The following is a 13,547-nucleotide window of genomic DNA, read 5'->3' on the forward strand; positions in this document are numbered from 1 at the left end:
TCGGTGGACATATGGCCATAAGAGGGTAAAACTGCAGATCATGGGGAGTCCCGTGGCGGCGCGGGCCGAGAACGCCTGGCTGCGCTCCTATCCGTTCTGGGACGCGTACTTCGCGGTGGTGCTCATCACCACCGTCATCGCGATGGTGGCGGACGGCGGCCCGCCCATCGCCGTCGGACTGGTGCTCCTGCTGGCCCTTTCCTACGTTCTGGTCGGCCGCAAAGCCGTCCGCGCGGACGCCATCCCCGTGCGGGAGAGCTGGTGGTACGCGGCGAGCATGCTCGTCCTGGTCACCGGAGCCGGGCTGCTGGAGTCGGCGTCGGCGATCGCGCTGTCCGCGCTGGTGCCGATGGCGTTCATGTCGCTGCGGGTGGCGTACGCCGTGGTGCTGACGGCGGCGTTCTTCGCCGCGCCGGTGCTCAACGGACTGACGGCGGTCGGGGAGGACCCGCTGCTGATCCTCCTCGCCCTGGCCGTCGGACTGCCGGCGAGCGCGCTGCTCGGCACGTTCATCAGCCGGCTGTACCAGCAGAACCGCGAACGGGCCGAGCTGATCGAAGAGCTTGACCGCACCCGGGAGGAGCTGGCGGAGGTCAGCAGGGAGGCCGGGGTCCTGGCGGAGCGCGAAAGGCTGGCGGGCGACATCCACGACACCCTGGCTCAGGGGTTCACCAGCATCATCATGCTCCTCCAGGCCGCTGAGGCCGGTCAGGGGGCCGAGCGGCACGTGGCGCTGGCCGTACAGACGGCGAAGGAGAACCTGGCCGAGACGAGGGCGCTCATCGCGGCGCTCGCCCCGCCCGCGCTCGACGGCACGTCACTGGGGCAGGCGCTGCGCCGGCTGGGGGAGGGGTTCGAGGTGCCGGTGGAGGTGACCGTCAGGGGCGAGCCCGTCGCGCTGCCCGCCACCGCCGAGGCGGTGCTGGTGCGGGTCGCTCAGGAAGGGCTCGCGAATGTGCGCAAGCACGCCCGCGCCCGGTCCGCGCGGCTGACGCTGGACTACGGGGGCGCGGCGGCGCGGCCGTCGGTGACCGACTACGGGGGCGCGGCAGAGCGGCTGTCGGTGAGCGATGACGGGGTGGCGGCAGTGCGGCCGTCTGTGAGTGACGACGGGGATAGAGCGGTGCGGTTGTGGGTGAGTGACGACGGTGACGGCTTTGAGCCGTCCACCACCTGCGATGGGTACGGCCTGCGGACCATGCGGGTCCGGGTGGCGCGGCTCGGTGGGACCGTCACCGTGGCGGCCTCCCCTGGGACGGGCACGACGGTCACAGTGGAGTTGCCATGCTCGCCGTGCTGATCGTCGACGACCACCCGATGGTCCGCGAGGGCCTGCGCGGGATGCTCGTCGCCGAACCGGACATTGAGGTGGTCGGCGAGGCCGGATCCGGTGAAGAGGCTCTCGCGGTCGCGCCACGACTGCGGCCCGACGTGATCCTCATGGACCTGCGCATGCCGGGCTGCGACGGCGTGACCGCGATCCGGCGGCTGGGCACGGGTTATCGGGTAATCGTGCTTACCACGTACGAGAACGACGCGGACATCGAGCGCGCCATGTCGGCCGGCGCCGCCGGATACCTGCTGAAGGACGTGTCACGAGCCGACCTGGCGGCCGCGGTACGGGCGGTGGCGGGTGGCGAGACCGTCCTGTCGCCGTCGGTGTCCGCCCGCCTGGCGACCTGGCACAAGGCCGGACCCGAAGGGTGGCGCCTGTCGGCGCGGGAGCGGCAGGTGCTGGAGCTGGTCGCGGAGGGATTGACCAATGGGGAGATCGGCCGGCGGCTGTTCATCGGGGAGGCCACGGTCAAGACGCATCTGCTGCGGGCGTACGGCAAGCTGGGCGTCTCCGACCGGACCTCGGCGGTGGTGGTGGCGATGCGGCTCGACCTGGTGCGGCGGCCCGGCGGATAGCGCCTTTCACGCTTTGTAGTCGTAAGGTCACGGGATTTTCGATTTGCCGGGACAAACAGCTGTGGACGGTGAAGGATGGCAGGAGCTGCGGGCACGTCGTGAAGGCGGTGTGGAGAGGGCGCCGCCTGCCAGGAGGTGCCGCCGACCCGGAATCGGCGGGGCGCTCCGTTGATGGAAAAGTGCTGGTTACTGCGTGCGTACCTGGATCAGGTCCCTACGTCCCTTCGATGCCATCGCCGTACAGACGCTCATCGAGCGAACGATCGACATCCGCGAGGCGGAGCGCTTCATCAGGCTCTTCCACGCCGAGAATCCCGGCGCGGGTGACGTGCACGCGCGTCTGCGTGAGGTCGCCAAGGAGATCGCCCGTCATGGGACTTATGCCCATACCTTCGAGGAGCTGCAGTTCGGTGCCAGGGTGGCCTGGCGCAACAGCGGCCGCTGCATCGGGCGGCTCTACTGGCGCTCGTTACGGGTGCGCGACCGCAGGCAGGTGACCAGCGCCGAGGGCGTGGCCCTCGAGTGCGTGGCCCATCTGCGCGACGCGACAGGTGAGGGCAAGATCCGGCCGACGATCACCGTGTTCCCGCCGGACACGCCTGAGCGGCGCGGACCCCGGGTGCTGAACGAGCAGCTCATCCGGTACGCCGGGTATCGCATGCGCGACGGGTCGATCGTGGGGGATCCCCGCTACGTCGACTTCACCGAGAAGGTCAGGCGGCTCGGCTGGCGGGGCGGGAAGGGCGGCAGGTTCGATGTGCTGCCCCTGGTCATCCAGCCGGGGCGCGGGCAGAGGCTGCTGTGCAATCTGCCGGGCGACGCGGTGCTGGAGGTGCCCCTCACGCATCCGGACCATCCGTGGTTCGCCGACCTGGGGCTGCGCTGGCATGCCGTGCCGGCCATTTCCGGCATGTGCCTGGAGATCGGCGGGCTCTGTTATCCGTGCGCGCCCTTCAACGGCTGGTACATGGGGGCGGAGATCGGTGCCCGCAACCTCGCCGACACCGACCGCTACGACCAGCTGCCCGTGGTCGCCGGGCGGCTCGGGCTGAACACCGCCTCCGACCGGTCGCTGTGGCGGGACCACGCGCTGGTCCAGCTGAACGTGGCCGTGTTGCACTCGTTCGAGCAGGCGGGGGTGACGATGACCGACCACCACACGGAGTCGAACCGGTTCCTCACGCACCTGGGACGGGAGGAGAAGGCGGGGCGGGTGTGCCCGGCCGACTGGTCGTGGATCGTGCCGCCCATCTCCGGCGGCACCACACGCGTCTTCCACCGCTACTACGACAATCCCACGATGACCCCAGCTTTCGTCCACCACACCGGCTGAACAGAGGGTCGTCTTGCCTTTCATCACTAGAATATGATTCTGTTGCCCTATGGCGGAACTCGTTCTCTCCTCGGCCGATCAAGGCGTGCTCACCCTGACCTTCAACCGTCCCGACCGGCTCAACGCCTGGACGGACGCGATGGGCCGGTGTTACTTCGACCTTCTCCAGGAGGCCGAGAAGGACCCGAACGTGCGGGCCATCGTGGTGACCGGCGCGGGCAAGGGATTCTGCTCGGGCGCCGACTTCCAGACGCTCAGCGCCATCCAGACCGGAGACTACGACGAGACGCCGGACCCGCGCCCCAACACCTTCCCCACGACCATCGCCAAGCCGATCATCGCCGCCGTCAACGGCGCCTGTGCCGGGCTGGGGGTGGTCCACGCGCTGGCCTGCGACCTGATCTTCACGGCCGAGGACGCCAAATGGACCACGGCCTTCCCGCGCCGCGGCCTGATCGCCGAATACGGCCTGTCGTGGATCCTGCCCCGCCTCATGGGCCAGCAGAGAGCCATGGACATCCTCCTGTCGGGGCGGGTCTTCACCGGCGCGGAGGCCTACGAGCTCGGCCTGGCCAACCGCTCGATCCCGGGCGACGCGCTGCTCGCCTCAGCCCAGGAGTACGCCCTGGAGCTCGCCACCCACAGCTCCCCGGCCTCCATGGCCGTCATCAAGCGTCAGGTCTGGAACGACTGGAACATCACCCTGGACGAAGCGGCCAAGACGGCGACCCAGGAGATGCTCGCCTCCTTCAACCGCCCGGACTTCGCCGAGGGCGTCGCGAGCTTCCTGGAGCGCCGCCCGCCGAACTTCCCGCCCCTGTAGTCAGAGGGGTTCCCGAAGACCACGCAGAAGGTGTCCGTGCGCACGTTGCGGTGGCGAGCCGGTGAACCGGAGGAGCGTGCCTCTGGACGGGCCCGGCTCTGTGCGGTGGGTCGGACTGGCCACGGCCGGGGCCAAGAAGACGCACGTCACGGCGCCCAGCCGCCTCCACCGGAGGAGCGTGCCCCTGGACGGGCCCCGGCCCCGGTTGGCGGGTGGGGCCCACCGGGCCTGCCGTAACAAAGAATGTCGCTCTTAAGAGAAGTGCGGGCCTGCACGAAGAAACGCGCCCACAGCCACCCAGTCAGGACACCCGCCGCGCACCCGGGGACGGGGTGGCGGGGAGGAAGCGGGGAGGCTGCCAGCCGCGCTCGGCGTAAGCCGCGCGCACCGACTCCTTCACGGCCTCCAGGCGTTCGTCGGACACCAGCGCGATCGCCGAGCCGCCGAAGCCGCCCCCCGTCATGCGGGCGCCCCGGGCGCCGCCGCGCAGCGACGCCTCCACGGCCAGGTCCAGCTCCGGCGACGACACCTCGTACTGGTCGCGCAGCGACAGGTGGGAGGCGTTCAGCAGCGCCCCGATCTCCGTAATCGCCCCGGCCCTGAGCAGGCCGATGAGCGCCTCGACGCGGTGGTTCTCCGTGACGACGTGCATCGTGCGCTTGCGCTCGGCGCCCTGCAGCTGGTCGAGCGCCCCGGCCAGGTCCGTGACGTCGCGCAGCGCCGCGACCCCCAGCTTGCGGGCCGCCGACTCGCACTCCGCGCGGCGCTTGGCGTACTCGCCGCCCGCGTGCTCGTGGTGCACCTGCGTGTCGATGATGAGGATGGTCAGCCCATGCGCGGCCAGGTCGAGCGGGATGTTGCGGGAGCCGAGCGAGCGGCAGTCGAGGAACAGCGCGTGCCCCTCGGTGCTCAGCGCGGACGCCGCCTGGTCCATGATGCCGCACGGCATGCCGACGAAGTCGTTCTCCGCCCGCTGGCTGAGCTGGGCGAGCTCCATGGGCGTCATGCCCAGGTCGTACAGGTCGTTGAGGGCCGAGGCGATGGCCACCTCCAGTGCGGCGCTCGAACTGAGCCCGGCGCCCTGGGGCACGTCGCCGTCGATGGCGATGTCGGCGCCGTGCACCCGGTCGCCCAGCATCGCCAGGATGCCGACCACGTAGCGGCTCCAGCCCTGTGACTCCTCGTGACTGGAGATCACCAGCGGGTCGCCGGACGACTGCAGGGACAGCAGCCGGATCGTGGCGTCCTCGCGCGGGCTGACGGCCGCCGTGACGCCCCATGGCACCGCGAAGGGCAGGACGAAGCCGTCGTTGTAGTCGGTGTGCTCGCCGATCAGGTTGACGCGGCCGGGCGCGTGCCAGACCGTCCGGGGGTCGGCGCCGAAGGCGGCCCGAAAAGCATCGACAACGCGCATAATCCAACACTCCTCAACAAAGGTCCGACCGTAGACTAGCGCCATGGAGGAGTTGGTGGATCCGGGGCTCGGCTCTGTCCGGGTCTTCCTGGTCCGCGACGACAACAAAGCGCGCAAGCTCAAGTACAACCTGGGCCATCCCCGCGTGCTCACGTTCGGCGGCGCCTACTCCGGTCACATCAGGGCTGTCGCGGCGGCCGGGCGCCGAGATGGGTTCGCGACGATCGGGGTGATCCGCGGTGAGGAGACGTTGCCGCTCAACCCGTCGCTGGCGTACGCCGTGTCCTGCGGCATGCGGCTCACCTATCTCGACCGGGGGACATACCGCCGCAAGCACACGCCCGAGGTGCAGGCCGCGCTGCGGGAGCAGTGGGGTGACGTGGCGATCCTGCCGGAGGGGGGCAGCAACGCGGCGGCCGTACGCGGGTGCGCCGAACTGCCCGGCGAGATCGGCGGTGACTACGACGTGATCTGCTGCGCGGTCGGCACCGGCGGCACCCTGGCCGGGATCGCGGCCGGGTTGCCGGAGGGCCGGCGGGCGATCGGGTTCGCGGTGCTCAAGGGGGCCGGGTTCCTCGGGGATGAGGTGGCGCGCCTGCAGCGCGAGGCTTACGGGCGCGTGTGGCCGAACTGGTCGGTGAACCTGGACTACCACTTCGGGGGCTACGCCCGCTCGACGCCGGTTCTCGACGACTTCATCGCGAAATATCGGGTCGAGGGGGTGTATGTCGGGAAGATGCTCTACGGCGTCTTCGACCTGGTACGGCGGGGCGCCTTCCCGCCGGGCACCCGCATCGTCGCGGTCGTCACCGGTGAGCCGTGGAGCCCGGCGGCCGATCAGCCGAGGGGCCCGGCGGCTGATCAGACCTCGACCCCGGCAATCAATCAGCCCTCGACGCCGGTCCAGGAGTGCGGCGCGCCCACCGGTTTGGACTCCGGCGACCCGCGCTGCCGCAAGTAGATCGACAGCGCCACCATCGACAGCACGGCGAGCAGCTCCGACTGCCAGTTCTGCAGGCTCCGGTTCCAGAACTCCGGTGAGGTGAAATAGGCGCCCCACGAGACCGGATCCCGCAGGTCGAGCAGCCGCTGCGAGTTGTACGCCGCCACCCCGGCCACCGACTGCGCCAGCCACGACAGCACGAAGACGATCCCCATCACCAGCCCGAGCGAGTTGCTGTACAGCTGGAGCCGAAGCCCGCCGACCTTGGCCCAGGCCGGGGAATCGGGTCGCGCGTAGCGGCCGACGAGCTGCTTCTCGTCCGACCCGATGCCCGCCTCCTTGGGCTCCTTGGACTCGGGCGAACCCTTCTGCACCAGCCAGATCGTCATCGTGATGAACAGGAAGAACTGCAGGTATTCGGACTGCCAGTTCTCGGCCACGTCCACGGCGAAGTCCGAGGACGTCACGTACGTGAAGACCGACACCGGCTCCCCGCCGTTGACCAGCTGCTCGTCGTTGAACTGGCCCGTCCCCGCGATGGCCTGCCCGGCCAGCGTCAGCAGGAACATCACCAGGAACGCCAGCGACAGCCCGTTCTCCTTGATCTTCTGCTTCATAGGCGGACCAGTCCCGTCGTGAAGAACCAGATCAGCCCGGTCGCGATGACGATGAGCGTGATCGTGAACATCACCCGCATCAGCTCTCCACCTCGCAGTCATAGGGTCGGTCTCCCTGCGGACGGCAGCTCGCGGCCGTGACCCGCCACCCGTCCTGGTAGCGGTGGAGGAAGAGCGTGTCGCCCGCCAGCCGTACCTGGGCGTCGTCGCCCCAGACCTGCGCCGAGGTGATCGGCCCGGCGCCGCCCAGCTTGAGCTCGCGCAGCGCGTCGGCGCACGTCTGGCCGCGGTCGGGCAGCTTCTCCGCGGTCTGCTGGGAGAGCAGCGCGCAGGCGGCGTCCTCCTGGTGCGCGGCGAGGGCGGCGTGGAAGCGCTCGGCCGTGCGGGCCGGGGCGGTCGCGTCCACGGCGCATCCGGCGAGCAGTGCCATCGACAGCACGGCGAGCAGCATCCTCATGCGCCCCCCGCTACCCAGTTATGTGGCGGGCATGCTGTCAGCCGAGCTGGTCGAGGATGGGGGTGACCAGCTGGTTCAGTTCGCGGACCAGCACCGCCAGGGCCCGCGCCGCGCTCTGCTCGACCTCGTCATGCGGCCCTTCGGGCTCCGGCGGCAGGTCGTCGAGCGGCACCGGCACCTCGACCAGCAGCGTCGCCCGCAGGAACGGGATCCTGGCCAGGTCCTGCTGCGTCGGCTCGACATACTGGCCGAACGTCTCCTGCCAGCCCAGCCAGCCGCGGTCGCGCCACCAGGTCCGTGAGCGGGTGAGCTCCTCGGGCAGCGGGGAGACCAGCCTGATCCGCGCGTTGAGCGTGCCGTCCCACGTGTTGCGGTGGCAGGTCGCCTCAAGGATGCGGCGGTCCCAGCGCACGTAGCCGGGGTTCAGTGACGGCGGCGTGGCCAGCCGCCAGGCCGCGCAGGCGAACCTGACCGGCGCGATGTCGCCCCACTCGAACTCTTCGAGGTTCTTGCGCACGTGTACGGCATAGCGCCCGTCACGATCCCTGTCGAACTCCTGGTCGATCCAGAACGCTTTAGCCATGGCCCCTACGCTACGGCGCGCCGAACCGGGATGGTCGGAAGGTCCCGAGATCGGGGAACGTGCTGTGACCAGAGCGACACATGTGTAGCTTTTTCACAGTATTAAATGACTGGGGAGTGCAATATGGAGTCAGAGCAGCTGGCCGCGGCGATGAAGTGCTGGGAAGCGGGGGATCCCGACGCGGCGGCCGTGCTGTTCAGGGAGATCGCCGCCACCGGCGATCCCGAGGCGTCGCACCTGCTGGCCTGTCTGCTGGAGGAGCAGGGCGATCTCGACGGCGCGGAGGCCGCGCACCGGTCGGTGATCCTTTCCGGCGACCCGGTCTTCGGGCAGCGCTCCGCCATCGCCATGGGCATGATGCTGGTCGCCGCCCGCGAATGGCCCGCCGCGCACCGGGTGCTGATGATCGCCTGCGACGGCGCCGACTTCGAGGTGGCCGCGCTCGCCGAGACGGCGCTGGTGCTCGTCCTGACCGAGCTGGGCGATGTCGAGGGCGCGAAGGAGGCGCTGGAGCGGGCGCGCCGGTGCGACAGTCCCGCCGTGGCCGCGATGGCCGCCCAGCTGGAGCTGCCCGACTTCGCCCCCCAAGATCCGGGTACGGCCCGTGACCTGTTCGAGCTGGCGGACAGCGAGGACGACTACCGTGAGCTGCTGACCTGCGGCGATCCCGATGTGGTGTCGCTGTCGGCGTTCCGGCTCTACCGGATCCACGCCGACGAGGGGGATCTCGCGGCCGCCCGCGAGGTGTGCGAGCACGCGATCGCCGTGGGACACCCCGACCACCTGGCCACCGCCCACCGGCTGCTCGGCGCGGTCCTGGTCGATCTCGGCGAGTACGCCGAGGCGGCGGCCTCCTATGCCGAGGCCGCCGAGGACCCCAGGCCCGACGAGCGGCTGCCCGCGCTCATCGAGCAGGCCAAGGTGACCGCGCAGCTCGGCGACGTGGCGGCGACGAAGGCGATCTTCCACCGGGTGGTGGCCAGCGGCCAGCGGGAGTACGCCGTCGAGGCCCAGGCGTGCCTGGCGCAGATGCACACCGAGGCCGGGGAGGTGGCCGAGGCGCTCGCGGCGCTGCGGGCCGTACTGGAGGCGGGGGAGTCGGACTGGTCCTCGATCTCCATCACGCTGCTCGGCCTGCTGCTCGACCGGCACCCGGACGAGCGGGAGAGCGTCATGGCGCTCGTGGCCGAGGCGGCCGAGCACGACGACCCCGACGCGGCGTTCAAGGCCGCGCTGCTGCTCGACCACGCGGCGCGGCAGCAGCCGCTCGCCGACCCGGTGGAGGAACAGGCGCTCCTGGACGTTGACGAGGCGCTGCGCCACCTGCAGGCGGGCGACCTGGCCGGGGCGCGGCGGCTGCTGCGCGACGCCATCGACTCCGGCGCGGCCACGCAGTCGGTCCGGGCCATGATGACGCTGGCCGAGCTGGAACTGGGCGCGGGCGACCGGGAGCAGGCCGACGAACTGCTGTCGTACGTCGCCGAGGGCGACGACCTGCTGCAGGGCTTCAGCGCCGAGTTCTTCCTGCACCTGCTGCGCGAATCGGGCGACGAACCGCACCCGGTGCTGCGGGCGGTCATCGACCACCAGCGCCTGGGCAGGGAGGAGGGGCTGGTCCGCTACCGCGAGGCCATGGAGCACCCCGCGACGGCCGCCATCGGCACCGCGGTGTTCGCGCAGGTGCTGGCCTCCATCGGGTACGACCTGTCGGACGCGGCCCGGCTGTTCCACGCGGCGGCCGACTCGGGTGACCCGCTCGCGCTCTCCTATACGGCCACCATCTTCAAGGACGTCCTGGTGAACCAGGGCCAGATCGAGGAGGCGGTCGCGCTGCTGCGCCGGGCGCGGGCCGACGGGCATCCGGTGCTGGCGGCGTGGGTGGCGTACGGGCTGGGTGAGCTGCTCGGTGAGCGCGTGAACGATGGCCCTGGCGAGGGCGCTGCTGAGGGTTTCGGTCCGGACGGCGGCGAAGGCTCAGGCGGGGGCGTGGACACGGGTACGCGCGAGCATGACCTGGCGGAGGCGCGGGCCGCGCTGACCGCCGCGATGGAGACCGGCCACCGGGGGCTCCGGCTCGAGGCGGTGGGCGCGCTGCTCGGGCTGTTCGAGCGTCAGGGTGACCTGCTGGCCGCGTGCCGCCTGCACGAGCGGCTCGTCGCGGAGGGCGATCCGGTCCAGGCACCGCGCCACGCGTGGCTGCTCGGGCTCACCCGGGTGCGGATCGACGACCTCGACGGTGCGCGGGCCGCGTTCGGCCGTGTTCCGGAGGCTCACCCGGAAGAGGGGGAGACGGGAAGCTACGCCCGGTCCCTGCTCGACCGTGACTTCCGTGCGGCGGCCGCGGCGTTCGAGGCGATCTCTGACGACGGCAGGTCGTGGATGGCGTCCATGCTCGCCCTGCAGGCCGCGCACGCGTGGCGGCGGCAGGGCGAGACGGCAGCGGCCGACGGGTCGCTGTCCCTGCTGCTCGGCGTCGGTCACCCGGACTTCCGGCAGGAGGCGGCCTGCTACCTCGCCGCCCTGCGCCACGACGCCGGTGACCCGCACGGTGCGATCGCCGCCTGGCAGGAGGCGGTGACCGGTCCTGACGAGCGCCTCGCCGGCGTCGCACGGCGCGACCTCGGCCGGGCCTGGCACACGCTCGGCGACCTCGACGCGGCGGCGCGAACGTACCGAGAGATACTCGCCGAGTACGGCGCGGCGCAGGCGCAGGAGAGGTCCCCGGAGGCGTACCAAGGGATGGCCGCCGGAGACGGCGAGGTGGTGGCGCGCCAGGGGGCGGTGGCCTGGGGCGACGGGGCGCATGTGGCCGAGGCCGCGCTGTGGCTGGGGGAGATCCTGGTCGTGACCGGCCTGCCCGGCGAGGCCCGTGAGGTGCTGCGGGAGGTGTTCGGCGAGGTGGCGGCGGCCCCGTATCTGGCCCGGCTCCTGCGTGACGGCGGTGACCTTGACGGAGCGCTCGTGGAGGCGGCCACCGCGGTGCGGACCGCGCCGGACGAGGCGGCGGCGGAGGCGGAGTGCCTGCTGGGCGGGCTCCTCGCGCGGACCGGCGATCTCGAGGGCGCGCGGGCGGCGTTCGAGCGGGCCGTGGCGGCCGATCCTGATGGGGCGGGGGCCACGCTGCTGGAGGTCGGGCGCCACTTGGAGGAGGCGGGTGACCCGGAGGGCGCCCGCTCGGTCTACGAACGCGCGGCGGCCCAGGACACCGACCCGCGGGCCGCGGCCACGGCCCGGGTCCGGCTCGGTACGGCCTCGCCGGAGGAACGGCCGTGGGTACTGGCCGCCGAGGGCGACCGGCAGGGCGCCCTGGCGGCGCTGACCGAGCTGACGGGGTCGGCGCCGATGGCGGGGCTCCTGCTCGCGCTGGACGCCGGCGACATAGCCGGGGTACGCCGTCTGCTGACGGAATCCCACGCGACCGGGACACCGACCGCGACAGCCGGGCTCCCGGCAGAAGGAGCACTCGCCGGGACGACCGGATCCCCCGCGAGCCGAGCCGAGGCGAGCGAGTTCCCCACCGACGACGCGTTCGCCGAGACGCTGGAGATGGCCAGGGCGAGCCGGGACGAGGACTTCGCCAGGGCGCTCTACCAACTGGTCGCCGAGGTGGGCGACCCTCAGTGGGCCGCGCGCGCCGCTCTCGGGCTCGGCGCCGAGCTGGCCGGGGACGGTCAGCACAGCCAGGCCGAGCTGTGCTTCCTGCCCGCGACCGAGAGCGGCGACGACGAGATCGCCCTCATGGCGTGGCGCAACGTCTCCGTCGTCCGGCGCCGACGCGGCGACCTGGAGGGAGCCGCCGAGGCGCTGCGGGCCGCGCTGCCGGCCACCGCCGTCGAGCTGGCCGCGCTGCTGGAGGAGCGCGGCGACCTGACGGGCGCCGGTGACGTGCTCGAACGTGGCGCCGCGGCCGGCGATCTCGCCTGCCGGTGTCACCTGCTCGTCAACCTGCTCCAGCGGCAGGAGTACGCGGCCATTGCCGCCGAGGCCGAGCTGGCCGTCGGCACCGGCGATCCCGAGACGGTGGCCATGGGCTACTGGGTGTGGGGCGACGCGCGCAAGGCGACGGGTGACCTGGCGGGCGCGGTCGACATGTACCGCAAGGGGATCGACACCGGTCAGCAGATCCCCGGCATGCGCGCCGATCTCGCGGAGGCCCTGCACGCGCTGGGTGACAAGGCGGCGGCCGTCGGGCAGGCGCGGCTGGCCGTCGAGTCGGGTGAGGCCGACGCCGCGGCCAGGGGCGGCATCCAGCTCGGCTGCTGGCTGCACGAGGACGGTGACCCGCTCGGGGCGGCCGAGGCGTTCGGCGCCGCCGCTGGGACCGGGTCCGCGCTGGCCCAGACCGCCCTGGACAACGTGAACACCTTGGCCTACCAGGCGTACGAGCGGGGCGAGCACGCGCTGGCCGTACAGGTGCTGGCGCATCTGGGGCCGCACGCCGGGGCCAAGGCCAGGGAGCTGGCGGAGCTCTGCGACGACCCCGAGGCCGTCCACCTCTACTACGAGCTGGTCGGCTCCGACGCCTTCACCGAGCTGGGGGTGGCCGAGCGGCTCGCCGAGCTCGGTGAGACGGAGCGGGCGCGGGCCGTCTACGAGCGGCTGAACGAGCACGCGGATCCCGATGTGCGGTTCGTCGCGGGCGGCAGGCTGCTGGCGCTCCTCGACGCCGAGGACGACTCCGCCGCCTTCTACAGCCTGGCCGAACGGCAGGCGGGGGACGCCGACAGCCCGGTGCGGTCGGTATTCGGCAGCCTGCTCGGCATGCTCCAGGGCCGCCAGGGCGACACCGAGGCGTCGCTGCGCACGCTGCGGGAGGCGGCCGAGGGCGGTGAGCCCACCGCCCTGAGCGTGCTCGCTCAGGCCCTGGTCGGGACCGGAGAGGTGGCCGAGGGCAGGCAGGTGTACGAGCGGGTGCTGGGCGCGGGCGACGAGGAGCTGGCGGCCAGGGCGATGGTCGCGCTCGGCCACAGCTACCACGACGAGGATGAGGACGAGGCCCGCAAGTGGTACATCCAGGCGGTGAACTCGGGCACGGGGCACGTCAGCGCGCTCGGGGCAATGTACCTGGGGGCGCTGGCCAAGCGGGAGCGGGACTTCCCGGAGGCGCTCGGCTGGTACCAGCGGGTCATCGACTCGGGAGACACCGAATCGGGCATGGCGGCCGCGCATCTGGGAGAGCTCTGCTACTGGCTGAACGACCGCGACGGGGCCGTGCGCTACTACGAGCTCACCCTGGGGCTGACCGAGCAGCCCGAGCTGGTCGCCGAGGCCGCCTTCCGCCTGGGGGAGATCCGGTACGCCCACGGCGACCTCACCGTGGCCAGGCGGATGCTCCGGCTCGCCGCCGGCACCGACGACTCGACCTTCGCGGCCGACGCCGAACAGCTCCTTGCGAAGCTGGGCTGAACTTGCGGTTAATTAAATGACTGCATAGTCTCATCTAGTCAAACATTTGAGGTGGGACGA

Annotated in this window: 10 protein-coding genes; 6 read left to right on the forward strand and 4 right to left on the reverse strand. The window is 71.6% G+C overall.

Features of this window, described 5'->3' with window-relative positions; all coding sequences use genetic code 11:
- Positions 1-40 precede the first annotated feature (40 nt).
- The 4 genes from AB0J16_RS08035 (at position 41) to AB0J16_RS08050 (ending at position 4,067) form a co-directional block, all read left to right on the forward strand.
- Positions 41-1,300, forward strand: coding sequence for a sensor histidine kinase (locus AB0J16_RS08035; RefSeq protein ID WP_358535840.1), 1,260 nt, complete (start codon positions 41-43; stop codon positions 1,298-1,300).
- Entirely contained in the window at positions 1,285-1,911 is a 627-nt protein-coding gene (locus tag AB0J16_RS08040; protein ID WP_358535842.1) for a response regulator transcription factor, read from the forward strand. Before AB0J16_RS08035 ends, AB0J16_RS08040 begins: the two co-directional genes overlap by 16 nt.
- A 193-nt stretch (positions 1,912-2,104) precedes the next feature.
- Entirely contained in the window at positions 2,105-3,244 is a 1,140-nt protein-coding gene (locus AB0J16_RS08045) for a nitric oxide synthase oxygenase (protein WP_358535844.1), read from the forward strand.
- A 49-nt stretch (positions 3,245-3,293) separates the two neighbouring features.
- Positions 3,294-4,067, forward strand: coding sequence for an enoyl-CoA hydratase-related protein (locus AB0J16_RS08050; protein ID WP_358535846.1), 774 nt, complete (start codon positions 3,294-3,296; stop codon positions 4,065-4,067).
- A 301-nt stretch (positions 4,068-4,368) separates the two neighbouring features.
- Here the strand turns inward: AB0J16_RS08050 and galK are convergent, their stop codons facing one another.
- Complete coding sequence (gene galK / locus AB0J16_RS08055; protein ID WP_358535848.1) at positions 4,369-5,481, reverse strand: galactokinase; 1,113 nt, start codon at positions 5,479-5,481, stop codon at positions 4,369-4,371.
- 43 nt (positions 5,482-5,524) lie between these two features.
- Between galK and AB0J16_RS08060 the strand changes: the two genes are divergently transcribed.
- Positions 5,525-6,442: a 1-aminocyclopropane-1-carboxylate deaminase/D-cysteine desulfhydrase gene (locus AB0J16_RS08060; protein WP_358535850.1), complete on the forward strand. Its 918-nt coding sequence runs from the start codon at positions 5,525-5,527 to the stop codon at positions 6,440-6,442.
- Here the strand turns inward: AB0J16_RS08060 and AB0J16_RS08065 are convergent.
- The 3 genes from AB0J16_RS08065 to AB0J16_RS08075 all read right to left on the reverse strand — a co-directional run bounded on the left by AB0J16_RS08065 (position 6,367) and on the right by AB0J16_RS08075 (position 8,081).
- Positions 6,367-7,041, reverse strand: coding sequence for a DUF6766 family protein (locus AB0J16_RS08065; RefSeq protein ID WP_358535852.1), 675 nt, complete (start codon positions 7,039-7,041; stop codon positions 6,367-6,369). The genes AB0J16_RS08060 and AB0J16_RS08065 overlap by 76 nt on opposite strands.
- A 79-nt stretch (positions 7,042-7,120) precedes the next feature.
- Positions 7,121-7,498, reverse strand: a complete 378-nt coding sequence (locus AB0J16_RS08070) for a hypothetical protein (protein WP_358535854.1) — start codon at positions 7,496-7,498, stop codon at positions 7,121-7,123.
- A 37-nt stretch (positions 7,499-7,535) separates the two neighbouring features.
- Positions 7,536-8,081 (reverse strand): hypothetical protein, encoded by a 546-nt coding sequence (locus AB0J16_RS08075; protein ID WP_358535856.1) that lies wholly within the window; start codon positions 8,079-8,081, stop codon positions 7,536-7,538.
- A 123-nt stretch (positions 8,082-8,204) separates the two neighbouring features.
- Between AB0J16_RS08075 and AB0J16_RS08080 the strand changes: the two genes are divergently transcribed.
- Positions 8,205-13,487: a tetratricopeptide repeat protein gene (locus tag AB0J16_RS08080; protein WP_358535858.1), complete on the forward strand. Its 5,283-nt coding sequence runs from the start codon at positions 8,205-8,207 to the stop codon at positions 13,485-13,487.
- Positions 13,488-13,547 lie beyond the last annotated feature (60 nt).

This window comes from Nonomuraea sp. NPDC049750 (assembly GCF_040659625.1).
Classification (GTDB): domain Bacteria; phylum Actinomycetota; class Actinomycetes; order Streptosporangiales; family Streptosporangiaceae; genus Nonomuraea.